The organism is Massilia sp. UBA6681 (assembly GCF_002454935.1).
Classification (GTDB): domain Bacteria; phylum Pseudomonadota; class Gammaproteobacteria; order Burkholderiales; family Burkholderiaceae_D; genus Telluria; species Telluria varians.
This window is the reverse complement of the sequence record NZ_DKJX01000069.1, coordinates 92,105-117,463: the sequence shown is the minus strand read 5'-3', so window position 1 is coordinate 117,463 and position 25,359 is coordinate 92,105. Positions and strand designations below refer to the sequence as shown.

The window sequence follows — 25,359 nt, the reverse complement described above, 5'->3', positions numbered from 1 at the left end:
CTGGAGCCCTGCCCCCCGGCCAGCGTGGGCGAGGTGCTGGCCCTGTTCGCCCGCGAAGGTTTCGAGCATGCCGCCGTGATCGGCCGCCTGGACGAAGGCGCGCGCAGCGACGATGCCCGCGCCGAGGATGCGCTGGCCGAGCTCGAATCCCTGCTGGCCACGAACGGCCGCGCGGCGCCGCTTGCCGAGGCGCTGGCCGCGCTGCGGCGTGCGGTGGCAGAGCTCGAGTATGCGGCCGCGCTGGCGCCGCTCGATGTGCTGGCGGCGCAACTGGCGCCGGACGCGGCCTGATGGCGAGGGTGGCTCAGCCGCGGCAGACCAGGCCGAAGCGGGTCGCCTCGCAGCCGCGCTTGAGGCAGGCGGTGGCGTGATAACCAGCCGCGCGGCATAAACGCAGGGTTTCGGCCAGCGGGCTTTCCGGATCGGGCTGTTCGGCAGACACGGTGCGCGTGGGCGGGGGCGGGGCCGGCGCCGGGGCCGCTACCCGTTCGCGCGCCGGCTTGGGCGGCTGCTTTTTCGGTTCCGGACGTGTCGGTTTTGCGGACGCCGCGGCCGCAACGCGGCGCTCCTGTACGCGCTTGGCCGCCGGCATTGGCGCAGGCGGCTTGGCGACGGCTTTCGGGGGCGCGGCGGGCGGCGCGACCGCTGCCGGCGCTGAGCTTTCAATCTCTGCGCTGCCCGACGCCGCGGCCACAGGCACATTGTCGACCAGGTCTGCAGGTGGCGGCGCCGCTTCGACCGGCGCCGTGGCCACCGGCGCCGGCGTCAGCAATCTCAGCGGCGGACGGGCGTCGGCTTCCGGTTCGGAGGCGGGAGCGGCAGCCGGCACCGTCGGCGGTGCCGGATTCTCCTGCGCGGGCGTGTGGTCGGCCACGACCGCCAGCGTCGATTCCACGCGGGTCTCCTGCACCATCCACGCCGCCGTACCGGCCACCGCCACGACCGCGGCCAGGCCGACGGTCCAGCCCAGGGCCTTGCGGCCCCAGCGCTCGGTCCAGGGCGGCGGTTCCGGCTGCAGCGGTATCGACCAGTCCGGCTCGCGGCTGGAAAACGAGGCGAACTCGGGCGAAACGCGCGGGGCGCGCGGCGGCTCCGGTGCACCCGACGGCGCCATGCTGGGTTCGACGCGGGGCGGCACGAAGGTCTGCGCCGGCGCCGCATGGGGCGGCGGTGGCGCAGGTGCTTCGGCTGGCGCACGGCTGCGCCAGACGCCGGCGCGCTGGCGAACGGGCGTCTCCGGCGCGCCGGCCGGCGCTGGGGCATGGGGTGGCGCGACCTCGGCCTGTGGCTGCGGCGCCGGCGGCGGCGCAGCCTGGACGCGGCGCACCGGGCGTACCGGCACGGCGGACTGGCTGTCGCCGAAGTCTTCCAACAATCGGTTCTTCATGGGCGGGACCTGCTTGCGAACAGGTCGAGTGTAGCCGAATCACCGGAATCCTGCGTGCTGCGGTGCGGCATGCGCACCACAACCGGCCTGCATGCCGCTCAGGCCTTGGCCGGCCGGTGCGTGACGACGCGGTAGATGTACCAGGCCAGCAGGATGCCGAAGATGCCCTTCGACACCGGATCGACGTACTTGCCCACCTGTTCGTAATTGCTCTCAAGCAGGAAACCGGCCCCGGTCAGGATCCCGGTCCAGGCCAGCGAGCCGATCGTCGAGTACAGCAGGAACTGGCCCCAGGACATGCATGCCAGCCCGGCCGGCACCGAGATCAGGGTGCGGATCGCCGGGATCAGGCGCCCGAACAGCACCACCGAGCGGCCGTGGCGATCAAACGCGGCGATCGCCTTGTCGATGTTTTCGCTGCCGACCGTCATCCAGCGCGCGTGCCGGTCGGCGAAGGCCTTCAGGCGTTCCTTGCCATACTTGCGTGCGCCCCAGTACCAGGGCAAGGCCCCGGCGATCGAGCCCGCCGTGCCCGCGACCAGCACGCCGACCAGGTTGAGGTCGCCGCGTGCGACGACGAAGCCGGCAAAGGGCATGATCAGCTCGGACGGGATAGGCGGAAAGATGTTTTCGAGGGCCATCAGCAGGAAAACGCCGATGTAGCCGCTCTTCTCCAGGAAATTCGTGATGAACTCGAACATGGTGGATCGCCAGTTGATAGGACGGATTCCACACTACCATGTTGTCAAGAATACTAGCGCTCGCCTGTGGCCGGACGGCGGTCGATGGCGCCGGGCGCGCTACTCCGCTAACATGCGGAAATTTCCTCTTGGAATTCCGACAACAGGACAAAGGACCGCAATTGCTGAAGCTCAGCCTGGACGCACTCGAAATCGTCGAAACCATTGCCCGCAAGGGCTCCTTCGCGGGCGCCGCGAAAGAACTGTTCCGCGTCCCCTCCACCATCTCCTACACGGTCGCGAAACTCGAAGAAGACCTGGGCGTGCGCCTGTTCGACCGCTTCGGCCCGAAAGTGGCCCTGACGGCGGCCGGCAAGGAGTTGCTCAGGGAAGGCCGCTATCTGCTGCGCGCGGCAGGCGACCTGGAGTCGCGCGTGCGCCGGGTCGCCTCCGGCTGGGAGACCGAGCTGACGATCGGCATGGATTCGATGCTCGCGCCAAGCGGCCTGCAGCCCGACATCGAAGCCTTCTACGAAGTGGCCGACCAGACCCGGCTGCGCCTGGTGAGCGAGGTACTGTCCGGCACCTGGGACGCCCTGCTCGACCGCCGGGTCGACCTGCTGGTCGGCGCTGCCGGCGAAGGCCCCTCGGGCGGCGGCTACACCGCCGAGCCCCTGGGCGCCAGCCGCTTCGTGTTCGCGGTAGCGCCCGGCCACCCGCTGGCCGCCATCGATCGCCCGCTGGAAAAGGCCGACCTGCTGGACTACCGCGCGGTCGCGGTCTCGGATTCGGCACGCCAGCTCGGTCCGCGCACGGTGGGCCTGCTGTTCGGCCAGGACATGCTGGCGGTGCCGGACATGGAGACCAAGTTCGCCTTCCAGCTGCGCGGCATCGGCTTCGGCTTCCTGCCCGAGTCCTGGGCCCGGCCCGCGATCGAGGCCGGCCTGCTGGTGGAAAAGGAGGTGGTCGAGCCCAAGCCGGACGAGACCTTCTACCTGGCCTGGCGCAGCGGCGAGGAAGGCGCGGCGCTGGCCTGGTGGCTCAAGCGCATGCGCGAGCAGTCACCCTTCGCGCGCCTGATCGCGCGTCACTGCCACGAGGCGCACCTGAAGGTGCAGGCCGTGGATCAGGCCGGCCGAACAAAATAGACGAAGGTGCTTTTCGGGTACAGGTGCCGGTAGACCGGGCGCGCCAGCGTCTTGAGCGCCGACTTCGGTTCCATCCAGCCGCTGCTGGCGTTGTACAGCTTGCGCAGCGATGGACGCAGCGGCACCAGGCCGGCTTCGCGGCCCAGCGCGTTCAAGGAATCGTAGGTGAAGGCATTGATGTGCTCGAAGGGGGCGATCGCCATGATGTCGTCCGGACTCAAGGCCCCGAAGTCCCTGGCGCCGAGCAGCTTGCGGATCGACTTCGCGGAGTTCGGCACGCTCAGCTTCACCAGGCCGCCCGGCCGCAGGGCGCCGGCAAGCGTTTTCAGCGTGTCGCCGGGCTCGAGCAGGTGCTCGAAGACCTGTTCCGTATTAATGAAATGAAATTCGTCGCGCGGCAGCGCACCGGCATCGACCACCGGGATGCCGACCGACTTGGCATAATCGATCCGGACCTGCGACAGCTCGGCGCCGCACACGTCGACCCCGTAGGCGCCGGCCATCTTGGCCCACTCGGCCCAGCCGAAGCCGAAATCGAGGGCCTTGATGCTGCCCGGGCGCGCGCGGAAATGGTCGAGCATGAACTGTACTTGCTCGGCCAGGTAGCGGTAATCGTCCAGGCCCCAGCGCGCCGCCACCGCTTCGCGTTCGGTGGCCGGCAGCCAGCGGTCGTAGATTTCCTCGAGCAGTTCGGGCGCCGGCACCTGGGCCTGGAAAGCCAGGCCGCAGTGTTCGCACTGGGCCAGCTAGTAGTCGTAGCCTGTGAAGTCGCGCTCGACCCGGCGCCCGTAGTGGTCCTGCATGTAGCGGCTGATGCCGGGGCTGTCCAGGGGTTCGCGGTACAGCGTGCGGGTAGACGAGCGCCGGCAACCGGGACATTGCCCGCGCTTGAACAGCAGGGGACGGGATGAATCAGGCATGGCGGCCTCCGCAGTCGATACAGGGCTACTGCTGACAAGCGGATGGTATGCCAAAGGCCCGCGCCCTGCCATGGCGCGTCAATCGTGCGCGGGTAATTCAGGCCGCCTGGGTCTCGATGCGGATGGCGCCCGACAGGGTCTTGTGCACGGGGCACTTGTTGGCGATATCGGTCAGGCGCTGGCGCTCCTCGAGCCCGAGCGCGCCCACGTACTCGATGTGGCGCTGGAAGGCGTAGCCGCCGTCCTTCGGACCGTGGGTAATGCGCACCCGCACGTCCTCCAGCGCCAGCCCCTTGCGGCGGGCATACATCGTCACCGTCAGCGTGGTGCACGCGGCCAACGCCGCGGCCAGCAGGTCGTGCGGTTCGGCCCCGCTGTCCTCGCCGCCGAAGGCTTCCGGCGCGTCGCTCAGCAGCTGGTGCCTGCCGATCGTGATCATCTGCTGCAGCTTGCCCTCGCCTTTTTGTGCAGTCACTTCCATCGCATTCCCCCGTCTCGTGAATGGCGCGGGCGGTCCGCGCCTTGTTGCTCAGTTGGGCAGATCGAACACCAGGATCTCGGCCGCCTCGGCCTGCTCGAGCCGCACCGCATCCTCGTCGGTAATCTTGAGCGCGTCGCCGCCCTGCAGTTGCACGCCGTTGACCGTGGCGCGGCCGCGGATCACGTGGACGTAGGCCTGGCGTCCGGCAGCCAGCGCGTGGCTCAGCGCATCGCCGCCGTTCATGATCGTGGCGTAGATCGAGGCATCCTGGCGCATCGACACGGAACCTTCACGGCCGTCGTTCGAGGCGATCAGGCGCAGGCGGCCCTGCTTCGAGGCGGCGTCGAAATGCTTTTCCTCGTAGCCCGGCGGCTCGTCGGTGGTATTCGGCTCGATCCAGATCTGCAGGAAATGCACGCCCTCATCCTTCGAGTGGTTGTACTCGCTGTGGACCACGCCGCTGCCCGCGCTCATGCGCTGCACGTCGCCGTAGCGCAGCACCGAACCGTTGCCCATGCTGTCCTTGTGCTCGAGCGCGCCTTCCAGGACATAGGAGATGATTTCCATGTTGCGGTGGCCGTGCGAGTCGAAACCGCGGCTCGGGGAGACGTGGTCCTCGTTGATGACGCGCAGCGGGCCAAAACCCATGTGCTTCAAGTCGTAGTAGTGGCCAAACGAGAAGCTGTGCTGGGATTTGAGCCAGCCGAAGCTGGCGGCGCCGCGTTCATTGCTTTTACGTACGTTCAACATGGTGTTCTCCTTGTATATTGGGTGACCATCGAAGGCCTTGATCATCGGCGTTGTGCTTCCTGTGAGCCGTTGCGCCGCTGCCGTTCGATGCGATGGAGCCATTATGCGCGCCTGAATCGGGATTGAAAAACGAGTAATTTACCGCCGAATCATCGAAATTTTCGAACCTCCCCGGCGAGCGTGCTCCCCGAGTTCTCCCCGTATGGTCTAATCGCAGGAGAACAAGCCCTGGAGCCGACGATGCAGACTGCCCGCCCCGACCCGAACACGCTGGACGAAGCCACGCTCGCCTTCGTGCGGTCCGTCTTCCAGCACGCGCGCGCCGGCGAAACCGAGGCGCTGGCCACGCTGCTGGCGCAGGGCCTGCCGCCGAACCTGCGCAACGAACGCGGCGACAGCCTCTTGATGCTGGCCTGCTACCATGGCCACGTCGACACGGCCCGCACCCTGCTCGAGCACGGCGCCGACGCGGAACTCATGAACGACGCCGGCCAGACACCGCTTGCCGGCGCCGCCTTCAAGGGCGACCTGGCGGTGGCTACCCTGCTGCTGGACCATGGCGCGAGCGTTGCCAGCGCCGGCCCAAACGGCAAGAACGCCCTAATGTTCGCCGCCATGTTCAACCGCACCGAGATCTCCCGCCTGCTGCTGGCGCGCGGCGCCGATCCGCATGCGCTGGACGCCGACGGCCTCAGCGCGCTGGCGGCGGCGCAGCGCATGGGTGCGCAGGATACGGCGGCCCTGTTGGCCGGCCTCGGCTGAGCATCCAGCGCGCGTTCATGTTGCTTGCGGCAAGATTGCAAACTGGCTTTGGTTCTGGCGTAATATGTTCAAGGAACCCATCGGTTCAGCAAAGCAGAGACAATGGAACGACCCCGTATTCCGCTGGATGAAGCACAACGCCTCGCCGCCCTGCACGCCACCAGGCTGCTCGGCAGCGCGCCCGAAGAGACCTTCGACCGCATCACCCGCACCGCCGCGCGCCTGCTGGGCGTGCCGATCGCCCTGGTGTCCCTGATCGACAAGGACCGCCAGTGGTTCAAGTCGCGCACCGGCCTGGATGCCTGCGAAACCCCGCGCGACATCTCCTTCTGCGGCCACGCCATCCTCAGCGACGAACCGCTGGTGGTGCCGGACGCGGCCCAGGACGCGCGCTTCGTCGACAATCCGCTGGTCACCGGCGACATGCACCTGCGCTTCTACGCCGGCGTGCAGCTATATTCGGTGGGCCGCAAGAAGATCGGCACCTTGTGCGTGATCGACAGCAGGCCGCGCCAGCTCGGTCCCGGCGAGCTCGACGCCCTGCGCGACCTGGCCCGCATGGTCGAGCAGCTGGTCTACCACCGCCAGCTGGCGATGGCGGCGCAATCCCTGAGCGAGCGCCTGCAGGACTGCGCGCCGGCCCCGGGCGGCTCCCCGGCCTCGGGCGAACTGGCCTGGCTGGTCGCGCACGACCTGCTCACCGGGCTGCCGAACCGCCAGGCGATGCTGCGCGCCATCCAGGGCAGCATCGCCGGCTGGCGTGCCGACGGCACACCGGCCCTGGTCGCCTGCATCAACGTCGATCGCTTCAAGCGCTTCAACGAGACCCTCGGCCACCGCGCCGGCGACGAGATCCTGGTGGGCCTCGCCACCAGCCTGCAGGCCCTGCTGCGCGAAGGCGACATGCTGGCCCGCGCCGGCAGCGACGAATTCCTGCTCCTGCTGCATGCGCGCGGCGAGCACCCGGAACCGGAACGCGCGTTCGACCGCATCATGGCGGCGGCCAACCGCGCCATCCCGACGCCGGACGGTGAAATCGCCCTCACCTGCAGCATCGGCACCACCCTGCTGCCGCAGGACGGCGACGACGCCGACGCCCTGCTCAACAACGCCGTCACTGCGATGCGCCATGCCAAGGCCCAGGGTCGCGGGGCAATCGTACGCTTCACCCCGGAGCTGCGCACCGAGCACGGCCGCCGCCTCACCCTGGAGAGCCACTTGCGGCGCGCAATCGCCCAGGACGAGCTGTTCCTGCAATATCAGCCCAAGGTCGACCTGCGCAGCGGCAGCCTGGCCGGCTTCGAGGCCCTGGTGCGCTGGCGCCACCCGGAATATGGCGTCATTCCGCCCGACGAGTTCATTCCGATCGCCGAGGAGAGCGGCATGATCGTCCCGATCGGCGAGTGGGTGCTGCGCAGCGCGGTGGGGCAGATGGCCGCCTGGCGCGCGCAAGGCTTGCCGCTGGCGCCGGTGGCGGTCAACCTGTCGGCGCGCCAGTTCCTGCAAAGCGACGTGATCGCCATGGTGGGCGAACTGCTGGAGCAATCGGGCCTCGCGCCCGGACTGCTGGAACTGGAGCTGACCGAAAGCGTATCGATGGCCGACCCGGAACGCAGCGTGGTCGTGATGCGCGGGCTGGGCGATCTCGGCGTCATGCTGAGCATCGACGATTTCGGCACCGGCTATTCGAGTTTCGGCTACCTGCGCCGCCTGCCGCTCGACAAGCTCAAGATCGACAAGTCCTTTGTGCAGGACATGGCGCACAGCGCCGAATCGTCCGCCATCGTGCAGGCGATCGTCGCCATGGCGCACCGCCTGCAGCTGGCCGTGATCGCCGAAGGCGTCGAGACGGCGGACCAGGTGGCGGCCCTGCGCAAGGCCGATTGCGACCAGATCCAGGGATACTATTACTCGCGGCCGCTGGCGGTCGAAGATTGCGCGGCCTTCATCCGCCAGTATGCGGCCGAGCCGGCCGGCGGATCGTCGGTTTCGGCAAAGGCGTGAGCGGCGGGCTTGCCGATATAATCCCACGCTTGCGTAACCACACCGAAGGATGACGATGAAAGCACTGCCCCTGTTCCTGTCCCTGGCATTGAGTTCGCATGCCGCGTTGGCCGACGATGCCGGCATCTTGAAATGCCGCACCCTGACCGACACCGGCGCCCGCCTGGCCTGCTACGACGCCATCCAGGTCGGCGCCCGCCCGCAGGTGGCGACCGCCGCGGCCGCACCGGCGCGCAGCAAGGAGGAGAACTTCGGCATCGAGGCGAAGAAGCAGCGCGAAGCGGAACCGCAGTCGATCACCTCGACCATTGCCGGCGACTTCCAGGGCTGGGGACCGTCCTCGCAGATCCGCCTCGCCAACGGCCAGGTGTGGCGCATCATCGACGGCAGCGAAGCCGTGCTGGCGCCGATGCGCAACCCGAAGGTCACGATCGAACGAAACATGTTCGGTACCCTGTTCCTGAGGGTCGACGGAACTAACAGTTCCGCGAAAGTGCGCCGGGTCCAGTAATCAGGCTGCGAGGGTGCGCACCATGTAGCGCGCCTCGCCCGGATAAGTGGCCAGGGCGGCGCGCGCCGTATCGCAGGACATCGCCCCGACTTGGTAGCCGAGCGCTCCCCAGAAGCCGGCGGTATCCTGCACCGACACGAGCGCCGAGGACGTGAAACCGCGCTCGCGCGCCTGCGCCAGCAGGTGCTCGACCAGCCTGCGCGCCAGCCCGCGGCCATGCGCACGCGGCGCCACCGCCAGGTCGTGCAGGTAGAGCGTGTCGGCATCCACGGCGGGTTCGAAGGGCGCGCCGAGCTGCGTTACCTTGCCCAACCTGCTCGGGTAGGCGAACAGGTAGGCGCAGATCCCCTCCCCATCCTCCGCGACGATGCAGCTTTCCCTGGCCGCGCCCATGCGCGCCAGCACCACCTCGCCCGCTTCCTGCATCGACGGCGGGTAGCAGGCCGCCTGCACGGCGAGGAGGATGTCGAGGTCGGCCGGGCGCATGGCGCGGATCCCATGGTGATATGCGAACTGCATGATTCTGGCGAGATAAAAACGCGGGATGGTAGCACGCTGCCGGCTTCCTCGTCGTTCGTCGCACCGCCATCGTCGTTCGTCGCGCCGCACTTTCACGCCGGGATCGGCTTTCCTAGACTTGCCACATTGCCTTATATTGAACAGCAAGGAGAACGACATGTGGCGCAAGATCATCGACTGGTACGAGGAACTCGAACGTGAACACCTGGCCATCCTGGAGCGGCCGGAGCTGGCTGCGCAGGTGGCGCCCGGCTACCGGCGCAAGATGGCGGACAGCCTGGCGACGATGTCGCCGATCGAGCGCCAGCAATTGCGTGACTTCTCGCTGACCTATCGCGGACGGCGCTTCTGGCTGGCGATCGCCAAGTTCGCGCTCGCCTTCACCTGCATCGGCCTCCTGATGGAACTGGCGCTCGACAAGGGCAGCTGGATTGCGCCGGTCGTCGTCGCCAACCTGTTGGGCTTCGGCTTGCTGATGGGTGGGGTCGGCGTCTGGTTCAACGCCACCCAGTCGTTCAAGAATACCCGCAGGTTCGTCGTCGGTATGCTCCTCGGCGTACTGGGCGCCTTCGTCGGCATCGCGCTCGGCGATGGGCGCCCGCTGGTGGAGCAGATGCCCAAGCTCATGCGCATGATTCCCTTCGTGGCCCTGATCGGCGCCCTGGCCGCCGTCCCCTTGATCGTCCTGGCGCTCTACCGCCGCCGCCAGAATGCCGCGCTGATGGAGCAGCTGCAGCGCGATGCCGAGCGCGAGCGCCTGGCGCGCGAGCTGAGCGAATCGCAGCTGCGCATGCTGCGCGCCCAGATCGAACCGCACTTCCTGTTCAACACGCTCGGGGCGGTGCAGCAGCTGGCGGCGGACGGCGCACCGCGCGCCGCCGCGCTCACGGCCGACCTGATCGCCTTCCTGCGCGCCAGCTTCAGCGACATGCGCTGCGAGCAGGTCAGCCTGAAGTGCGAGTTCGCCACCATCGAATCCTACCTGCGCGTGATGCAGGCCCGCATGGGTGCGCGCCTGCGCTTCGAGATCTCGCTTCCCGATGCGCTGGCTTCGAGCGAGGTGCCGAGCATGATCGTCCTGACCCTGGTCGAAAACGCGATCAAGCATGGCATCGAACCCTCGCTGCGCGGCGGCGAGATCCACGTCGGCGCCGCGGCGCAGGATGCCGGCATCCGCATCTGGGTGCGCGACAGGGGCGTCGGCATGAGCGACACACCCGGCAACGGCGCGGGCCTCGACAACGTGCGGCGCCGCCTTCAGCTGGCCTACGGCGACGCGGCGCGCCTGGTGCTGCGCGAAGCCGAGCCGGGCCTGAGCGCGGAGTTGCAAGTGCCGGCGAAGAAGGAGGCGGCATGACGCGGGTCCTGATCGCCGAAGACGAACCGCTGATGCGCGAACGCCTGGCCGGCATGCTGGCGACCTGCTGGCCCGAGGCCGAGGTGGTACTGCAGGCCGAGAACGGCAACGACGCCTGGGATGGATACCTCGAGCACGAACCCGAGGTCGTGTTCCTGGACATCCGCATGCCCGGCCTGTCCGGTCTGGAAGTGGCCGAGCGCATCGGCGACAGCGCCCACGTGGTGTTCGTCACGGCCTACGACCAGTACGCCGTCGAGGCCTTCGACGCCGGCGCGGTCGACTACCTGCTCAAGCCGGTGCAGCTCGACCGGATGGAGCGCGCGTTGGCGCGCATCCGGTCGAAACTCAGCACGCCGCCGGCCGACCTGGGCGAGCTGCTACGCCACCTGAAGACCGCCCTGCCCGGCGCGCGCGCCGAGAAGATGAAGTGGATCAAGGCCACCGTCGGCAAGCAGATCCGCCTGATCGACGTCGACGAGGTGCTGTTCTTCCAGTCCGACAGCAAGTACACGCGGGTGGTGCTGCCCGGTTCGGAAGCGCTGGTGCGGATTCCGCTGAAGGACCTGCTGGGAGGGCTGGACCGCGACCGCTTCTGGCAAATCCACCGCGCCACGCTGGTCAATGTCGGCGCCATCGCGGCGGTCGAACGGCTGGACGCAGAACGCATGCAGGTGCTGCTGCGCGGCTGCGGCGAGAAACTGGCGGTAAGCCGGACCTTCACCCACCTGTTTCGGGATTGAGAATCCGCGAATTCGTCATTTCATGACTTGTAAAATTGCCTCTGTTATATAATTCACAGGTGGAGTCCGGCCTGCGCGTCGTTCTTCTCTTTGAACGGGAGGATGCATGGCAACTGGCAGCAGCAAGGAAGAACGGGATCGCATCCCGCACGACGACGCGTCCAGCCATGGCCAGAGCGAAGGCGTGCCCAGCGTGGGCCAGCTGGAAGGCAGCGCCTACAATCCGCTCGGCGACCCGGGCGTGCGCCACTGGCAGGCCAGCCAGATCTCGCGCCCCGGCTTCGAAGAGCGCGGCAACATCTTCTTCGCCGCCATCGAGATGACCCGCATGCCGATGGTGGTGACAGACCCGAACCAGCCGGACAACCCGATCGCGTTCGTGAACCGCGCCTTCCTCGACCTGACCGGCTACGAGGAGGAGCAGGTCCTCGGCCGCAACTGCCGCTTCCTGCAGGGCGAGCAGACCGACCCGCATACCGTCGAAGAGATCCGCAATGCCTTGCGCGAACAGCGCGCGGTGGCGGTCGACGTCCTCAATTACAAGGCCGACGGCCGGCCGTTCTGGAACGGCCTGTTCATCGGCCCGGTGTTCGACGAAGGCGGCAAGCTGCTGTACTACTTCGCCTCGCAGATGGACATCACGCGCCGGCGCGTCTCCGAACAGTCCTACCTGCAGGCCCAGAAGATGGAAGCGATCGGCCAGCTGACCGCCGGCCTGGCGCACGATTTCAACAACCTGCTGCAGGTCGTCGCCGGCAACCTGGAGCTGGCCGCCTCCGATCTCGACGACCGAATCACCGTCGGCCAGGCCATCGACCGCGCGCGCCTGGCCAGCGAAAAGGCCGGCAAGCTCACCCAGCAGCTCCTGACCTTCGCGCGCAAGCAGCGCCTCGAACCGAAGCGCCTGAACCTGAATTCGCTGGTGGTGGAATTCAGCGAGATGCTGGTGCGCACGCTGGGCGACAAGGTCGACCTGCACCTCGACCTGAAGCCCGGCCTGCCCTCTTGCACGCTCGATCCGACCCACATGGAGATGGCGCTGCTGAACGTCCTGATCAACGCGCGCGACGCCATGCCGGAGGGCGGCAAGGTCACGGTCGCCACCTCGACCATGGACGACCCGGAAAAACTGGAGCGCCTGCACCTGGCGCCGGGCCGCTACGTGGTGATCTGCGTGATCGACCAGGGCGAAGGCATGTCGCCGGAAGTCGCGGCGCGCGCCACCGAGCCCTTCTTCACCACCAAGGGCCCGGGCACCGGCCTGGGACTGGCGATGGTGCACGGTTTCGTGCAGCAATCGCACGGCCGCCTCGAGATCGAAAGCGCGCCCCAGCAAGGCACGACCATCCGCATGGTGTTCCCGCAGGCGTCCAAGTCGGCCATGGAGATCATGGGCGAGCGCTCCGGCAACGGCGCCAGGTGGACACCCGAGGCGATCCTGGGCAAGCGCACCGTGCTGGTGGTGGACGACAGCGAAGAAGTGCGCGAACTGGCCGAGACCCACCTGCGCGCCGGCGGCTACCGGGTGCTGGGCGCCCCGAGCGGCGAGGCGGCCCTCGAGATGATCGAGCGCTACGGCAGCATCGACCTGCTGTTCACCGACGTCATCATGCCGGGCGGGATGAACGGCCTGCGCCTGGCCGAACTGGTGCGCGAGCGCCAGCCCGAGGTGCCGGTGCTGCTGGCCACCGGCTACATCGACGCGTTGCCGGCCGTCAAGGGCGAGGCCGCATCCTTCCCGATCCTGACCAAGCCCTACCGGCTGAACGAACTGGGCGAGCGCATCCGCCAGGCCCTGAAGGTCGACCTGCGCGTGAATCCGGCAGCCGGCTTCACCCACGAGGGCTGACACCATGCACATCCTGCTGGTCGACGACGAAGAGGCCATCGTCTACGTGTTCCAGCGCTACCTGGAGCGGGCCGGCTACCGGGTGACGGCGGTGGTCGATCCGAACGAAGCGCTGGCCATCGGCAGCGCCGGCGGCATCGACATGCTGGTCACGGATTTCCGCATGCCCGGCATGACCGGCGCCGACCTGATCGCCCGCCTGCGCGAACTGCATCCCGACCTGCCGGCCCTCGTCGTGACCGCCTTCGGCGCCGAAGTCGGCGTGACCGCGCCGGACGTGCAGGTGCTGAACAAACCCTTGCCGCCGCAGGACCTGGTCGACGCAGTGGCGCGGGCGCTGGCGCCTGCCCAGCCATCCTGAGCCGCGGGCGCCTGCGCTTCGTCGCGTTTGCGCCTCGCGCATCAGTCGTGCGCTCCTTGACGGCGCAGGCTGCATCCGCCATGCTGTTAGAATAACAACGTCTGCATCGTCCACGAGGCTTGCACGGCGGCGCTACCGGCATGCGGCCACCCTTCGCACTGTCTTTCACGCCGCCGGCAACAGCGCAGGCGCCACAACTCACGACCGCTTCATCGCACGCAAGGACGATCGCATGACCCCGAACTCGACTCCAAACGAAGGCGCCAGGGCGCCGCACGCGCCGACCGAATACATCCTCAATGCCAGCTGCCGCGCCGGCATCGGCATCGTGGCCGCCGTCGCCACCTTCCTGGCCGAACGCGACTGCTACATCTGCGCGCTGGAACAGTTCGACGACGATTCCACCGAACGCTTCTACATGCGCGCCGTGTTCCGGCTGCAGGCCGGCTCCCCCAGCATCGAGAACATCCGCGAGCAGTTCGGCGAAGGCTGCGGCGCCCATCTCGACATGCAATGGAAGATCCACGACCCTTTGGTCCCGGTCAAGACCGTGATCATGGTGTCGAAGGACGACCACTGCCTCGACGACCTGCTCTACCGCCGCCGTAACGGCGAACTGAACATGTCGATCACGGCGGTGGTGTCGAACCACCTCGACCTGCGCCCGATGGTCGAGCGCGAAGGCATCCGCTTCATCTTCCTCCCGGTGACCAAGGACAACAAGGCCCAGCAGGAAGCCCGCCTGCTCGAAGTCGTCGAGGAGACCCGCGCCGAGCTGGTGATTCTGGCGCGCTACATGCAGATCCTGTCGGACGATCTGGCGCGCCGCCTGGCCGGCCGCTGCATCAACATCCACCACTCCTTCCTGCCCGGCTTCAAGGGCGCCAAGCCCTACCACCAGGCCTTCGACCGCGGCGTCAAGCTGATCGGCGCCACCGCCCACTACGTGACCCCGGACCTGGACGAAGGCCCGATCATCGAGCAGATGGTCACCCGCGTCGACCACAACTTCCGCCCCGAGCAGCTGGTGCGGGTAGGACGCGACAACGAATGCATGGCGCTGGCCGCGGCGGTCAAGTTCCACATCGAGCGCCGGGTTTTCCTGCATGGAAACAAGACCATCGTCTTCCGGGGTCCGTGAGCTGCAATCGGTCCGTATTCGAGCGTTGGCAGTAGCACGTCGTCCCGGCGCAGGCCGGGACCCAATTCAGTTGCGCAGCGAATTGCTTCACCGGCTAGCGATAGCACACGTAGAACTTGGGCCCCGGCCTTCGCCGGGGCGACGGTCTTGCTGCCGTGGGCTGGTTCCATCGGTATCTCAGCGCCCCGCGTCCTTGTGCATGCGCTGCTGCAGCAGCCACAAGCGGGCGTAGGTCCCCTTGCGGCGCAGCAGTTCGGCATGGCTGCCCTGCTCGACGATGCGGCCGCGGTCCATCACCACGATGGTGTGCGCATTGACGATGGTCGACAGGCGGTGCGCGATCACCAGGGTGGTGCGGTCCTGCGACAGCCGGTCCAGTTCGCGGGTGATCGCATGTTCCGAGTCGGCATCGAGCGCCGAGGTGGCTTCGTCGAAAATCAGGATCGGCGGGTTCTTGAGCACCGCGCGCGCGATCGCGATGCGCTGCTTCTCGCCGCCCGACAGGTTGACGCCGCGCTCGCCCACGGGCGTGTCGTACTTGTCCGGCAGCGACTCGATCACCTCGTGCAGGTGGGCGGCGCGGCAGGCCGCCACCACGTCCTCGCGCGTGCTGCCGCTGCGCCCATAGGCGATGTTGTTGCCGATCGTGTCGTTGAACAGCGCCGTTTCCTGCGGCACCACGCCGATCGCCATGCGCACGCTGGCGGCTGCGCACTGGCGAATGTCCTGGCCGTCCACCAGGATGCGGCCATTGGCCGGGTCGTAGTAGCGCAGCAGCAGGCGCGCCAGCGTCGACTTGCCCGAGCCGCTGCGCCCGACCACGGCCAGCGTGGTTCCCGGCGCGATGCGCAGGCTGACGTCGACCAGCACCGGACGCGCCGGCTCCTAATGGAAGCTGACGTGCTCGAACACGACCTCGCCCCGGCTCGGACGCAAGGGCGGCGCCCCGGGCGGATCGAGGATCTCGGGACGCTCGCGCAGCAGCTCGAACAGGCGCTCCGCGTTCACCCAGGCGTCGCGCGCCTCGCGGTAGACGAAGCCGAGCGCATTCAGCGGCAGGCAGACCTGCAGCGCGTAGGCATTGATCAGGACCAGGTCGCCCACGCTCATGCTGCGCGCCAGCACGGCCTGGCCGGCCAGCACCATGATCGCGGCCACGCCCAGTGCGATGACGGCGCTCTGCCCCACGTGCAGGGTGAACAGGGCGCGCTGGTTGGCCCGGCCGGCCTCCTGCCAGTCGCCCATGATGGCGGCGAAGCGCCGGGCCTCGCGCGCCTCGCCGCTGAAGTACTTGACCGTATCGTAGTTGATCAGGCTGTCCGCCAGCCGCCCCTTGGCGGTGGAGTCGAGCTTGTTGACGCGCCGCTGGTAGACCACGCGGCGCGCCGTGAACACCAGCGTGAAGCCGGCGTAGACCAGGAAAGTCACCAGGATGATGCCGGCAAAGCCCGCCGCATAGCGGCTCAGCATGATCGCCAGCACCAGCCCGATCTCGACCAGGGTCGGCACGATCGTGAACAGGCCGACCCCGAGCAGGAAGGCGATGCCGCTGGTGCCGCGATCGATGTCGGGCAGCAGGCTGCCGAGCTTGCGCCGGGCGTGGAAACGCGGTCCCAGTGCGTGCAGGTGCGAGAAGGTCTTCTGCGCATAGGCCGCGACGGCCTCGAGCGTGACCCGCACGAACAGCAGGTCGCGCCACTCGTTGAACAGGGTGGACGAGAAGCGCAGCAGCGCGTAGCCCACCAACAGGTAGAGCGGCAGCGTGCCCGGCAGGCTGGCCTGGGAAAAGGCGTCGATGATCCGCTTGAGCAGCAGCGGCACCGCCACCGTGGCGAGCTTGGCCAACAGCAGCAGCACGACCGCCGCGACGATGCGCCAGCGGTGCCGGCCCAGCACCTGCCACAGCTCGGCGCCGATACGGGCGCCCCGCCCCGCCTCCCCGCTACCGCCAGCCATCGCCGCGTCTCCCGAACCCCGATGGGGATTGGACAGGCTACGGACGCACAACGTTCAGATTCCCCGTTGGCAGGCTGCGGTATCGCAGTCCGATACCGAAAAGGCAAGCCGGTGCTACTTCGCGCGGCGTCCTTGCACGATGCCCGCCTGCTACCGATGATGCCTCCACATTCATCACGGAGATCAATATGAAACGCCTCCTCTTCGTCGCCCTGCTCGGCCTCGCCTGCAGCGCCACCCATGCGGCCGGCCATGCGGGCCAGTCGGAACTGTCGAATGCCAGCGCCAACCTGTCCGGCGTGGTTGTCGGCGGCTCCCTCCTGACCCTGGCCGCCACCGGCAGCGTCGTGGTAGCCAGCGTCAGGACGGTCGGCGACGGCCTCGAAGTCGTGCTCGAGGGCGCCGCCGACGCCAGCCGCGCCACGGTGCGCCTGTCCGGCCGGGCAACCGCCGGCGTCTCGCTCGCCGCCGGCACCGCGCTGGAAGTGGTGACGGCGTCGACCGGCTACGTCCTGGTGATGTCGGGCAAGGCGATTGCCTTCCTCCCGAACGAAGCGGGCAAGGCCTTGCTGCACCATTCGAGGGCAGGCTGATGGACCGCCGCCTGTTCGGCGCCGCCCTGCTGGCCCTGGCCATCGCCGTCCCCGCCAGGGCCGGCCAGCCCTGCGAGGAGCGCCCGCTCGCCGCCCACGAAGTCGTGCTGTCGATGGACCTGGCCCAGCGCACGGTGCAGGCCCTGGAAGCCAGCGGCGCCCAGGTCGCGCTCGTTTCTCGCGCGGGCCAGGACCTGAGCCGCTACCGCCTGCGCTACTCGCACATGGGAATCGCGGTGCGCGACCATCCGAAGGGACGCTGGACCGTCGTGCACGAGCTCAACGACTGCGGCAGCGCCGTTTCCGGCCTGTACGACGAGGGCATGGGGAACTTCTTCCTCACCGACCTGTACCGCCACGAAGCCCAGCTGGTGATTCCCGGCCCCGAGCTGGGGGCCAGACTGGCGAAGCTGGCCGGCACCCGCACGCCGGTCCGCCTGCACGAGCCGAAGTACAGCATGCTGTCATATGTGTACTCGACCAAGTACCAGAACTCGAACCAGTGGGTACTCGAGACGCTGGCGGCGGCCGCTGCCCCGCCCGGACAGGTCGAGACCCGGCTCGAGGCCCAGAAATGGCTGCGTTCGATCGGCTTCCAGCCGCCCACGGTCGAGGTGCCGGCGGCGGTGCGCCTGGGCGCCCGCATGTTCCGCGCCAACGTGGCCTTCGACGACCACCCTTATGAGCGCCGCATGGCCGGGCAAATCGACACGGTCAGCACCGATGCCGTGGTCCGGATGGTTCGCATGGTCGACCCGCAGGCCAGAACGATGGCCATCGATTGAGGTGGTCATGTACGCTTGTACGTGTGTGAACTAACCGAACGGGATCGGGCCGGCGGTTATGGTGGTGGTCTCGCTCAAGGATTCTACGAAGGGACGGCCATGGACCACTACCAGGAATACCCGATCCGGCTGCGCATCAACGGGCAAGACCGCGAGTTCGCGGTCGGCGCCTGGGTGACGCTGCTCGACCTGCTGCGCGAACGCGCGGCCCTCACCGGCACCAAGAAAGGCTGCGACCACGGCCAGTGCGGCGCCTGTACAGTGTTGCTGGACGGGAAGCGCATCAATTCCTGCCTCACCCTGGCGGTGATGCACAACGGCCATGAGGTCACCACGGTCGAGGGCCTGGCCAAGGGCGAGGAACTGCATCCGCTGCAGCAGGCCTTCATCGACTGCGATGCCTTCCAGTGCGGCTACTGCACACCCGGGCAGCTGTGCTCCGCGGCCGGGCTGATCGCCGAAGGCCAGGCGAAGAGCGTCGACGACGTGCGCGAACTCATGAGCGGCAACCTGTGCCGCTGCGGCGCCTATCCGCAGATCACCCAGGCGGTGATGCAGGTGATGGGCATCGAGGGCAAGCCCGGCGAAGGCGAAACGCCTTTCACAACCGGTCCGGTGCTCGCATGAACCCGTTCACCTTTACCCAGGCCAGCGACGTGGACGCCGCGCTGGCCCGCCTGGCGATGCCGGGCGTGCGTCCGATCGCGGGTGGGACCAACCTGCTCGACCTGATCAAGGAAGGCGTGACGCACCCCGGCGAGCTGGTGGACATCAATGGCCTCGGATTCGACCGGATCGAGGAAGATGCGGGCGGCGGCCTGCGCCTGGGCGCCCTGGCGCGCAACGCCGATACCGCCTACCACCCCCTTGTACGCGAACGCTACCCGCTGCTGAGCGCCGCCATCCTGGCCGGCGCCTCGCCGCAGCTGCGCAACATGGCCACCAACGGCGGCAACCTGCTGCAGCGCACCCGCTGCTACTACTTCTACGACGTCGGCACGCCCTGCAACAAGCGCGAACCGGGCAGCGGCTGTCCCGCCAAGGACGGCCTGAACCGCCTGCATGCGATCCTCGGCACCAGCGAGCACTGCATCGCCACCCACCCCTCCGACATGTGCGTGGCCCTGCGCGCGCTCGACGCCGTGGTCCACGTGCGCTCGCAGGGCGGCGCGCGCGCGATCCCGTTCGCGGACTTCCACCGCCTGCCGGGCGAGCGTCCCGAGCTCGACAACACCCTGGAAGCCGGAGAGCTGGTCACCCACATCGCGCTGCCCGACGCCGGGCGCTTCGCCGCCCACTCCACCTACCTGAAGGTGCGCGAACGCCTCTCGTATGCGTTCGCGCTGGTGTCGGTGGCCGCCGCGCTCGACCTCGACGGCGGCAGGATCCGCGCCGCCCGCATCGCGCTCGGCGGCGTGGCCCACAAGCCGTGGCGGGTCGAGGAAGCCGAAGCTTCCCTCGAGGGCAAGGCGCCCGGCCCGGACGCCTTCGGCGCCGCCGCCGACATCGTCCTGCGCGGCGCCAAGGGCCACGGCCAGAACGACTACAAGCTCACGCTGGCGCGCAACGCCATCGAGCAGGCCTTGACCACCGCCACGCGCGGCACCGAGTACGCGAAGGGTGAACACCGAGGAGAGCAACAATGACCGACCTGATTCCAGAACTGCGCACCCCGACCGCGCCCGACGGCACCGGCCGGGTACGCAGCGGCATGCCGGTGTCGCGCATCGACGGCCGCGCCAAGGTGACCGGCGAAGCGAAGTACGCGGCCGAGCACGAGGCCGAGGGACTGCGCTACGGCGTGGTGGTGAGCGGCACCGTCGCCCGCGGCCGCATCAAGTCAATCGATACCCGCGCCGCCCTGGCCACGCCCGGCGTGGTGGAGGTGCTCACCCACCTCAACCGGCCCAAGGTCCGCTCATGGGACCTGGCCTACAAGGACATGACGGCGCCGGGCGGCTCGCCGTTCCGGCCCCTGTTCAGCGACCGCATCTTCTACAGCGGCCAGCCGGTCGCGCTGGTGGTGGCCGAGACCTTCGAGGCGGCGCGCCACGCGGCCCAGCTGGTGGAAGTGAGCTACGAGGAAGAAGCGCACGAGACCGACTTGCTGGCCTCGCTCGACCAGGCCTACAAGCCGCGCGCCCTGAAGGCCGGCTTCACGCCGCCCAGCTCCACCGGCGACGCCGACAAGGCTTTTGACGCCGCCGAGGTGAAGATCGAGTCACAGTTCTACCACGGCGTCGAGCACCACAACCCGATGGAGATGTACGCCACCACCGTGGTCTACGGCGACGACGGCCACCTGACGATCTACGAGAAGACCCAGAGCTCGCAGAACAACCGCTGGTACGTCTCGCGCGCCTTCGGCATCAAGAAGGAGAAGGTCACCGTGCGCAATCCCTACGTGGGCGGCGCCTTCGGTTCCGGCCTGCGCCCGCAGTACCAGCTGCCGCTGGCGGTGATGGCGGCGCTCAAGCTGAAATGCTCGGTGCGGGTGGTCCTGACGCGCCAGCAGATGTTCAGCTTCGGCCACCGCCCCGAGACCTGGCAGAAGGTGAAGCTGGCCGCCAACAGCGAGGGCAAGCTGCAGGCGATCGTGCACGAGGCCATCCACGAGACCTCGCGCCTGGAAGACTATGTCGAGGTGGTGGTCAACTGGTCCGGCCAGCTGTATGCCTGCGACAACATCAAGCTCGGCTACAAGCTGGTGGCCCACGACCGCCATTCGCCGATCGACATGCGCGCGCCCGGCGCCGCGCACGGCATGCACGCGCTGGAAGTGGCGATGGACGAACTGGCCTACAAGCTGCGCATGGATCCGCTGGAACTGCGGCGCCTGAACTATGCCGACCGCAACCCGATGGACGACAAGCCCTACTCCACCAAGGAGCTGAGCCAGTGCTACGACAAGGGCGCCGCGCGCTTCGGCTGGCAAGACCGCCCGACCGAGCCGCGCTCGATGCGCGACGGGGAGGAACTGATCGGCTGGGGCATGGCCACCGGCATGTGGGACTCCCTGGTGATGCTGGCGCGCGTGAGCGCCGTGCTGCACGCCGACGGACGCCTGGTGGTGAGCAGCGCGGCCTCGGACATCGGCACCGGCACCTACACGGTAATGTCGATGATCGCGGCAGAAGCGCTGGGCCTGCCCATGGAGCGGGTGACCTTCCAGCTGGGCGACTCGACCCTGCCCTTCGCGCCGGTCGAGGGCGGCTCCTCGCACGTGTCGACGGTGGGCAGCGGCGTGCACGGCGCCTGCGACAAGCTCAAGAAAACCCTGATCAAGATGGCGAAGGCCATGCCGGGTTCGCCGCTTGCCAGGGCGCGCACCCAGGACCTGGAATTCGCCGACGGCACGCTGCGCCTGCGCAACCGTCCCGAGACCGCCATGCAGCTGCGCGAGGTGCTGGCGGCCGGCGGCGTCGAACGGGTCGAGGAAAAGTTCTTCATGAAGCCTTCGATGCTCAAGCAGCGCAAGTACACCCGCGCCGTGCACTCGGCGGTGTTCTGCGAGGTGCGGGTCAACGAGAAACTGGGCATCGTGCGCGTGACGCGGGTCGTGAACGCGGTGGCGGCGGGCCGCATCATCAGCGCCAAGACCGCCGCCAGCCAGGTGATCGGCGGCGTGGTGTGGGGCATCAGCCAGGCGCTGCACGAGGAAAGCTTCACCGACCACCGCTTCGGGCGCTTCATGAACCACAACTACGCGGAGTACCACGTGGCGGTGAACGCGGACGTGCACGAAGTCGAGGTGATCTTCGCCGACGAGGATGACCGCATCGTCAGCGAGCAGCTCGGCGCCAAGGGCGTGGGCGAGATCGGCCTCGTGTCGGTGTCGGCGGCGATCAGCAATGCGATCTTTCACGCCACCGGCAGGCGCCTGCGCGGCACGCCGATCACCCCGGACAAGGTGCTGCTGGGCGAGCACGAGATTCCGGTGCCGGAGCCGAAGCAGGCGCAGTAGAACCTCCCTGCCGCGCCCGTCAGGGCGGGCGCGCGCATCGGCAAGCGTAGTATTTCGTCAACACGACGCCGGTCGGCGGCTCCTGCCATCCGCCATGCATGGCGGCGAGGGCCGCATTCCGGCGTTTTTCCGACATTGTTCAGCATCTTTTCCGACTCGCCATACGGGTTTCCACGTAGTTGCAAATCTATCTATTTACTGGTAAAACCAGTCCTGCGTATGCACGCGCTCCATGCAAGCTGGCTGGATTCGTCGTGGCCTGCATCGTGGCTGTTCCTGCGTCGCCCATACTGATAAACCAAGAAAACCGAGGTTAGAGGAAGACACCGATGAAAACCACATTCCTGCGCACCGTCGCGGCCATTGCCCTGCTGGGCGCCGCAGTCGCCACCAGCGCTTCAGCCCAGAACTACCCCACCAAGACCATCACGATGATCGTGCCGTTCGCCGCCGGCGGACCGACCGATACCGTGGCGCGCCTGGTGGCCCAGTCGATGGGCAATACCCTGAAACAGCAGATCATCATCGAGAACGTCGGCGGCGCCGGCGGCACCATCGGTGCGGCGCGCGTGGCCAAGGCCGCGCCTGACGGCTACACCATCTTCCTGCACCACATCGGCCACTCGACCGCGCCAGCCCTGTACCGCAAGCTGAGCTACAACGCGATGGGCGATTTCGAGCCGATCGGCCTGGTCACCGACGTGCCGATGACCCTGATCGCCAAGAAGGACTTCCCGGCCAAGGACTTCAAGGAACTGCTGGCCTACGTGAAGGCCAACAAGTCCAAGGTCACCTATGCCAACGCCGGCCTGGGTTCGGCCTCGCACCTGTGCGGCATGCTGTTCCAGACCGCCATCGGCGTCGACCTGACCACCGTCCCGTACAAGGGCACCGGCCCGGCCATGAACGACATGCTGGGCGGCCAGGTGGACCTGATGTGCGACCAGACCACCAACACCACCAGCCAGATCAAGAGCGGCAAGGTCAAGGTCTACGGCGTGACCACCAAGCAGCGCCTGGCCTCGATGCCGAACGTGCCGACCATGAGCGAAGCCGGCCTGCCGGGCTTCGAAGTGGCCGTGTGGCACGGCATGTACGCACCGAAGGGCACCCCGAAGCCGGTCGTCGACACCTTGTCGAACGCCCTGCGCACCGCCCTGAAAGACCCGACCGTCAAGCAGCGCTTCGCCGACCTCGGCACCGAGCCGGTGGCGGACAAGCGCGCTACGCCGGAAGCCCTGCGCACCCACCTGAAGGCCGAGATCGACCGCTGGGGCCCGATCATCACCAAGGCCGGCCAGTACGCCGACTGATCGCGCAGCGCAAACGCGGCAGGCTGTGCGGGGATCGATCCCGCGCAGCCCGTTCGCTACCACACAACAACAAGCAACAAGGGGTTCGCAGTGGCTTCCATCGTCCGCCATCCGAAGAATTTCTGGATCGGCATCATCTTCCTGTGTTTCGGCCTTGCCGCCATCGCCCTCATCGGGGACAACGAGATGGGTAGCGCCGGCCGCATGGGTCCGGGCTATTTCCCGACCGTCCTGGGCGGCCTGCTGTCCGTCGTCGGCCTGGCCGGCATCATCCGCGCCTTCATCGGCCGCCGCCTTGACGCGCATGACGCGATCGGCACCTTCCACATCAAGGACATCGTCATCATCCTCGGCGCGGTGATCCTGTTCGGCATCCTGATGCGCGGCGCCGGCCTGGCCGCCGCCGCCTTCGTGCTGGTCATGCTGAGTTCCTTCGCCAGCAAGCAGTTCAGTTTGAAAGGCGCGCTGCTGCTCGCCGTCGGCCTGGCCATCTTCGCCGTGCTGCTGTTCGTGAAGCTGCTCGGCCTGCCCATGCCGATCGTCGGCCCCTGGCTGGGAGGGGCATAAGACATGGAGATCTTCACCAACCTGGGACTGGGCCTCGAGACGGCCTTCACCCTGACCAACCTGTTCTACTGCCTGGTCGGCGTTTTTGTGGGCACCGCGGTCGGCGTGCTGCCGGGCCTGGGCCCGATCGCCACCATCGCCATGCTGCTGCCGGCCACCTTCGGCCTGCCGCCGGTCTCGGCCCTGATCATGCTGGCGGGTATCTACTACGGCGCCCAGTACGGCGGCTCGACCACCGCCATCCTGGTCAACCTGCCGGGCGAATCGTCCTCGGTCGTGACCGCGCTCGACGGCTACAAGATGGCGCGCAACGGCCAGGCCGGCAAGGCGCTGGCCACCGCGGCGATCGGTTCCTTCTTCGCCGGCACCGTCGCCACCATCCTGCTGGCCCTGTTCGCGCCGCCGCTGGCCGACCTGGCGCTGAAGTTCGGCCCGGCCGAGTATTTCTCGCTGATGGTGCTGGGCCTGGTGGCCTCGGTGGTGCTGGCGAGCGGCTCGCTGCTCAACGCGATCGGCATGGTGATCCTGGGCCTGCTGCTCGGCCTGATCGGCACCGACGTCAACTCGGGCGCGCAGCGCTACACCTTCGACAAGCCGGAACTGGCCGACGGCATCAACTTCGTGATCGTCGCGATGGGCATGTTCGGCATCGGCGAGATCATCCGCAACCTCGAGCACGGCGAAGACCGCAACGTGCTGATGAAGAAGGTCCAGGGCCTGATGCTGAGCAAGGACGACTTCAAGCGCATCCTCGCGCCGGTCCTGCGCGGCACCTTCCTCGGCTCGGCGCTCGGCATCCTGCCGGGTGGCGGCGCCATGCTGGCCTCGTTCTCGGCCTACTCGATCGAGAAGAAGGTCTCGCCCAATGCCAAGAACTTCGGCAAGGGCGCGATCGAAGGCGTGGCGGCGCCGGAAGCGGCCAACAATGCCGGCGCCCAGACCTCCTTCATCCCCATGCTCACGCTCGGCATCCCGTCCAACCCGGTGATGGCGCTGATGATCGGCGCGATGATCATCCAGGGCATCCAGCCGGGTCCCGCCGTGATGACCGAGCAGCCGGCGCTGTTCTGGGGCCTGATCGTGTCGATGTGGTTCGGGAACCTGTTCCTGGTGGTGTTGAACCTGCCGATGATCGGCCTGTGGGTCAAGATGATCCTGGTCCCCTACCACCGCCTGTACCCGGCCATCCTGATGTTCTGCGCGATCGGCGTGTTCAGCCTGAACAACAACGAGTTCGACATCTGGCTCATGGCGCTGTTCGGCCTGTTCGGCTACATCTGCGCCAAGCTGGGTGCGGAACCGGCGCCGATGCTGCTCGGCTACATCATCGGCCCCATGATGGAGGAATACCTGCGCCGCGCGCTGCTGCTCTCGCACAGCGACCCGATGGTCTTCCTGCGCAGCCCGATCAGCGCCACCATGCTGGCCATGGCGGCCATCGCGCTGATCATCGTGATGCTGCCGGCGCTGCGCAAGAAGCGCGAGGAAGCGTTCCAGGAAGAGTGATTACCTTATCGATGCGCGACATCGCGCCCGCTCGTTCGGCATGCTTGTACCGCCGAGCGAGC

The 25,359-nt window shown here is 67.8% G+C and carries 26 protein-coding genes and 1 pseudogene; 18 read left to right on the top strand and 9 right to left on the bottom strand.

Annotated elements, in window-relative coordinates; all coding sequences use genetic code 11:
* Nucleotides 1-291 (top strand): annotated as a pseudogene (locus B2R83_RS11430) (hypothetical protein); the annotation flags it as partial.
* A 13-nt stretch (nt 292-304) separates the two neighbouring features.
* On the opposite strand, the gene B2R83_RS11425 reads toward B2R83_RS11430, so the two are convergent.
* Complete coding sequence (locus B2R83_RS11425; RefSeq protein ID WP_292041244.1) at nt 305-1,387, bottom strand: hypothetical protein; 1,083 nt, start codon at nt 1,385-1,387, stop codon at nt 305-307.
* Between the two features lie 98 nt (nt 1,388-1,485).
* On the bottom strand, nt 1,486-2,088 hold the full coding sequence (locus B2R83_RS11420; RefSeq protein WP_292041243.1) for a DedA family protein: 603 nt from the start codon (nt 2,086-2,088) through the stop codon (nt 1,486-1,488).
* A gap of 161 nt (nt 2,089-2,249) precedes the next feature.
* Here B2R83_RS11420 and B2R83_RS11415 point away from each other — a divergent pair, with 161 nt between their 5' ends.
* On the top strand, nt 2,250-3,215 hold the full coding sequence (locus B2R83_RS11415) for a LysR substrate-binding domain-containing protein (protein WP_292041241.1): 966 nt from the start codon (nt 2,250-2,252) through the stop codon (nt 3,213-3,215).
* On the opposite strand, the gene B2R83_RS11410 is transcribed toward B2R83_RS11415, so the two are convergent.
* The 4 genes from B2R83_RS11410 to B2R83_RS11395 all read right to left on the bottom strand — a co-directional run bounded on the left by B2R83_RS11410 (nt 3,194) and on the right by B2R83_RS11395 (nt 5,366).
* Nucleotides 3,194-3,919 carry a class I SAM-dependent methyltransferase gene (locus B2R83_RS11410; RefSeq protein WP_292041239.1) on the bottom strand — a complete coding sequence of 242 codons (726 nt, stop codon included), beginning with the start codon at nt 3,917-3,919 and terminating at the stop codon, nt 3,194-3,196. The genes B2R83_RS11415 and B2R83_RS11410 overlap by 22 nt on opposite strands.
* 42 nt (nt 3,920-3,961) lie before the next feature.
* On the bottom strand, nt 3,962-4,135 hold the full coding sequence (locus B2R83_RS11405; RefSeq protein WP_292041237.1) for a hypothetical protein: 174 nt from the start codon (nt 4,133-4,135) through the stop codon (nt 3,962-3,964).
* A 97-nt stretch (nt 4,136-4,232) separates the two neighbouring features.
* Nucleotides 4,233-4,616: an OsmC family protein gene (locus B2R83_RS11400; protein WP_292041235.1), complete on the bottom strand. Its 384-nt coding sequence runs from the start codon at nt 4,614-4,616 to the stop codon at nt 4,233-4,235.
* 48 nt (nt 4,617-4,664) lie between these two features.
* Nucleotides 4,665-5,366 carry a pirin family protein gene (locus B2R83_RS11395; RefSeq protein ID WP_292041233.1) on the bottom strand — a complete coding sequence of 234 codons (702 nt, stop codon included), beginning with the start codon at nt 5,364-5,366 and terminating at the stop codon, nt 4,665-4,667.
* A 240-nt stretch (nt 5,367-5,606) separates the two neighbouring features.
* Between B2R83_RS11395 and B2R83_RS11390 the strand changes: the two genes are divergently transcribed.
* The 3 genes from B2R83_RS11390 to B2R83_RS11380 all read left to right on the top strand — a co-directional run bounded on the left by B2R83_RS11390 (nt 5,607) and on the right by B2R83_RS11380 (nt 8,643).
* The gene (locus tag B2R83_RS11390; RefSeq protein WP_292041231.1) at nt 5,607-6,128 is read left to right on the top strand and encodes an ankyrin repeat domain-containing protein; all 522 of its coding nucleotides are present in this window, start codon (nt 5,607-5,609) and stop codon (nt 6,126-6,128) included.
* Between the two features lie 102 nt (nt 6,129-6,230).
* Nucleotides 6,231-8,132 (top strand): putative bifunctional diguanylate cyclase/phosphodiesterase, encoded by a 1,902-nt coding sequence (locus tag B2R83_RS11385; RefSeq protein WP_292041229.1) that lies wholly within the window; start codon nt 6,231-6,233, stop codon nt 8,130-8,132.
* 55 nt (nt 8,133-8,187) lie between these two features.
* Nucleotides 8,188-8,643 carry a hypothetical protein gene (locus tag B2R83_RS11380; RefSeq protein WP_292041227.1) on the top strand — a complete coding sequence of 152 codons (456 nt, stop codon included), beginning with the start codon at nt 8,188-8,190 and terminating at the stop codon, nt 8,641-8,643.
* On the opposite strand, the gene B2R83_RS11375 is transcribed toward B2R83_RS11380, so the two are convergent.
* The gene (locus B2R83_RS11375; protein ID WP_292041225.1) at nt 8,644-9,162 is read right to left on the bottom strand and encodes a GNAT family N-acetyltransferase; all 519 of its coding nucleotides are present in this window, start codon (nt 9,160-9,162) and stop codon (nt 8,644-8,646) included.
* Between the two features lie 157 nt (nt 9,163-9,319).
* Here B2R83_RS11375 and B2R83_RS11370 point away from each other — a divergent pair, with 157 nt between their 5' ends.
* The 5 genes from B2R83_RS11370 to purU all read left to right on the top strand — a co-directional run bounded on the left by B2R83_RS11370 (nt 9,320) and on the right by purU (nt 14,613).
* Nucleotides 9,320-10,519 (top strand): sensor histidine kinase, encoded by a 1,200-nt coding sequence (locus B2R83_RS11370; RefSeq protein ID WP_292041223.1) that lies wholly within the window; start codon nt 9,320-9,322, stop codon nt 10,517-10,519.
* A complete protein-coding gene (locus B2R83_RS11365; protein ID WP_292041221.1) occupies nt 10,516-11,262 on the top strand; it encodes a LytR/AlgR family response regulator transcription factor in 747 nt (248 codons plus the stop codon). Before B2R83_RS11370 ends, B2R83_RS11365 begins: the two co-directional genes overlap by 4 nt.
* Before the next feature lie 106 nt (nt 11,263-11,368).
* Entirely contained in the window at nt 11,369-13,111 is a 1,743-nt protein-coding gene (locus B2R83_RS11360) for a histidine kinase famiy protein (protein ID WP_292041219.1), read from the top strand.
* 4 nt (nt 13,112-13,115) lie between these two features.
* Nucleotides 13,116-13,472, top strand: coding sequence for a response regulator (locus tag B2R83_RS11355; protein ID WP_292041217.1), 357 nt, complete (start codon nt 13,116-13,118; stop codon nt 13,470-13,472).
* 232 nt (nt 13,473-13,704) lie between these two features.
* On the top strand, nt 13,705-14,613 hold the full coding sequence (gene purU / locus B2R83_RS11350; RefSeq protein ID WP_292041215.1) for a formyltetrahydrofolate deformylase: 909 nt from the start codon (nt 13,705-13,707) through the stop codon (nt 14,611-14,613).
* A gap of 177 nt (nt 14,614-14,790) precedes the next feature.
* Here the strand turns inward: purU and B2R83_RS11345 are convergent, their stop codons facing one another.
* Nucleotides 14,791-15,483, bottom strand: coding sequence for an ATP-binding cassette domain-containing protein (locus B2R83_RS11345; RefSeq protein WP_292041213.1), 693 nt, complete (start codon nt 15,481-15,483; stop codon nt 14,791-14,793).
* Nucleotides 15,484-15,498: 15 nt separating this feature from the next.
* Complete coding sequence (locus B2R83_RS11340; RefSeq protein WP_292041211.1) at nt 15,499-16,569, bottom strand: ABC transporter transmembrane domain-containing protein; 1,071 nt, start codon at nt 16,567-16,569, stop codon at nt 15,499-15,501.
* A gap of 188 nt (nt 16,570-16,757) precedes the next feature.
* Here B2R83_RS11340 and B2R83_RS11335 point away from each other — a divergent pair, with 188 nt between their 5' ends.
* The 8 genes from B2R83_RS11335 to B2R83_RS11300 all read left to right on the top strand — a co-directional run bounded on the left by B2R83_RS11335 (nt 16,758) and on the right by B2R83_RS11300 (nt 25,297).
* Nucleotides 16,758-17,162, top strand: a complete 405-nt coding sequence (locus tag B2R83_RS11335; protein WP_292041209.1) for a hypothetical protein — start codon at nt 16,758-16,760, stop codon at nt 17,160-17,162.
* The gene (locus B2R83_RS11330; RefSeq protein WP_292041207.1) at nt 17,162-17,947 is read left to right on the top strand and encodes a DUF2145 domain-containing protein; all 786 of its coding nucleotides are present in this window, start codon (nt 17,162-17,164) and stop codon (nt 17,945-17,947) included. The genes B2R83_RS11335 and B2R83_RS11330 overlap by 1 nt, the downstream gene beginning before the upstream one ends.
* A gap of 99 nt (nt 17,948-18,046) precedes the next feature.
* On the top strand, nt 18,047-18,574 hold the full coding sequence (locus B2R83_RS11325) for a (2Fe-2S)-binding protein (RefSeq protein WP_292041205.1): 528 nt from the start codon (nt 18,047-18,049) through the stop codon (nt 18,572-18,574).
* Nucleotides 18,571-19,593, top strand: coding sequence for an FAD binding domain-containing protein (locus tag B2R83_RS11320; RefSeq protein WP_292041204.1), 1,023 nt, complete (start codon nt 18,571-18,573; stop codon nt 19,591-19,593). The genes B2R83_RS11325 and B2R83_RS11320 overlap by 4 nt, the downstream gene beginning before the upstream one ends.
* Nucleotides 19,590-21,911, top strand: a complete 2,322-nt coding sequence (locus B2R83_RS11315) for a xanthine dehydrogenase family protein molybdopterin-binding subunit (RefSeq protein WP_292041202.1) — start codon at nt 19,590-19,592, stop codon at nt 21,909-21,911. Before B2R83_RS11320 ends, B2R83_RS11315 begins: the two co-directional genes overlap by 4 nt.
* A gap of 329 nt (nt 21,912-22,240) precedes the next feature.
* Entirely contained in the window at nt 22,241-23,224 is a 984-nt protein-coding gene (locus B2R83_RS11310) for a tripartite tricarboxylate transporter substrate binding protein BugD (RefSeq protein WP_292041200.1), read from the top strand.
* 90 nt (nt 23,225-23,314) lie between these two features.
* Complete coding sequence (locus tag B2R83_RS11305; RefSeq protein WP_292041198.1) at nt 23,315-23,791, top strand: tripartite tricarboxylate transporter TctB family protein; 477 nt, start codon at nt 23,315-23,317, stop codon at nt 23,789-23,791.
* A gap of 3 nt (nt 23,792-23,794) precedes the next feature.
* A complete protein-coding gene (locus B2R83_RS11300; RefSeq protein WP_036217630.1) occupies nt 23,795-25,297 on the top strand; it encodes a tripartite tricarboxylate transporter permease in 1,503 nt (500 codons plus the stop codon).
* Nucleotides 25,298-25,359 lie beyond the last annotated feature (62 nt).

Bases quoted from the DNA above. Each gene is read 5' to 3' on its own strand.
- B2R83_RS11425 (WP_292041244.1), bottom strand. From the start codon at position 1,387: ATGAAGAACCGATTGTTGGAAGACTTCGGCGACAGCCAGTCCGCCGTG.
- B2R83_RS11420 (WP_292041243.1), bottom strand. From the start codon at position 2,088: ATGTTCGAGTTCATCACGAATTTCCTGGAGAAGAGCGGCTACATCGGC.
- B2R83_RS11405 (WP_292041237.1), bottom strand. From the start codon at position 4,135: ATGCCTGATTCATCCCGTCCCCTGCTGTTCAAGCGCGGGCAATGTCCC.
- B2R83_RS11400 (WP_292041235.1), bottom strand. From the start codon at position 4,616: ATGGAAGTGACTGCACAAAAAGGCGAGGGCAAGCTGCAGCAGATGATC.
- B2R83_RS11395 (WP_292041233.1), bottom strand. From the start codon at position 5,366: ATGTTGAACGTACGTAAAAGCAATGAACGCGGCGCCGCCAGCTTCGGC.
- B2R83_RS11390 (WP_292041231.1), top strand. From the start codon at position 5,607: ATGCAGACTGCCCGCCCCGACCCGAACACGCTGGACGAAGCCACGCTC.
- B2R83_RS11385 (WP_292041229.1), top strand. From the start codon at position 6,231: ATGGAACGACCCCGTATTCCGCTGGATGAAGCACAACGCCTCGCCGCC.
- B2R83_RS11380 (WP_292041227.1), top strand. From the start codon at position 8,188: ATGAAAGCACTGCCCCTGTTCCTGTCCCTGGCATTGAGTTCGCATGCC.
- B2R83_RS11375 (WP_292041225.1), bottom strand. From the start codon at position 9,162: ATGCAGTTCGCATATCACCATGGGATCCGCGCCATGCGCCCGGCCGAC.
- B2R83_RS11370 (WP_292041223.1), top strand. From the start codon at position 9,320: ATGTGGCGCAAGATCATCGACTGGTACGAGGAACTCGAACGTGAACAC.
- B2R83_RS11365 (WP_292041221.1), top strand. From the start codon at position 10,516: ATGACGCGGGTCCTGATCGCCGAAGACGAACCGCTGATGCGCGAACGC.
- B2R83_RS11360 (WP_292041219.1), top strand. From the start codon at position 11,369: ATGGCAACTGGCAGCAGCAAGGAAGAACGGGATCGCATCCCGCACGAC.
- B2R83_RS11355 (WP_292041217.1), top strand. From the start codon at position 13,116: ATGCACATCCTGCTGGTCGACGACGAAGAGGCCATCGTCTACGTGTTC.
- purU (WP_292041215.1), top strand. From the start codon at position 13,705: ATGACCCCGAACTCGACTCCAAACGAAGGCGCCAGGGCGCCGCACGCG.
- B2R83_RS11340 (WP_292041211.1), bottom strand. From the start codon at position 16,569: ATGGCTGGCGGTAGCGGGGAGGCGGGGCGGGGCGCCCGTATCGGCGCC.
- B2R83_RS11335 (WP_292041209.1), top strand. From the start codon at position 16,758: ATGAAACGCCTCCTCTTCGTCGCCCTGCTCGGCCTCGCCTGCAGCGCC.
- B2R83_RS11330 (WP_292041207.1), top strand. From the start codon at position 17,162: ATGGACCGCCGCCTGTTCGGCGCCGCCCTGCTGGCCCTGGCCATCGCC.
- B2R83_RS11325 (WP_292041205.1), top strand. From the start codon at position 18,047: ATGGACCACTACCAGGAATACCCGATCCGGCTGCGCATCAACGGGCAA.
- B2R83_RS11320 (WP_292041204.1), top strand. From the start codon at position 18,571: ATGAACCCGTTCACCTTTACCCAGGCCAGCGACGTGGACGCCGCGCTG.
- B2R83_RS11315 (WP_292041202.1), top strand. From the start codon at position 19,590: ATGACCGACCTGATTCCAGAACTGCGCACCCCGACCGCGCCCGACGGC.
- B2R83_RS11310 (WP_292041200.1), top strand. From the start codon at position 22,241: ATGAAAACCACATTCCTGCGCACCGTCGCGGCCATTGCCCTGCTGGGC.
- B2R83_RS11300 (WP_036217630.1), top strand. From the start codon at position 23,795: ATGGAGATCTTCACCAACCTGGGACTGGGCCTCGAGACGGCCTTCACC.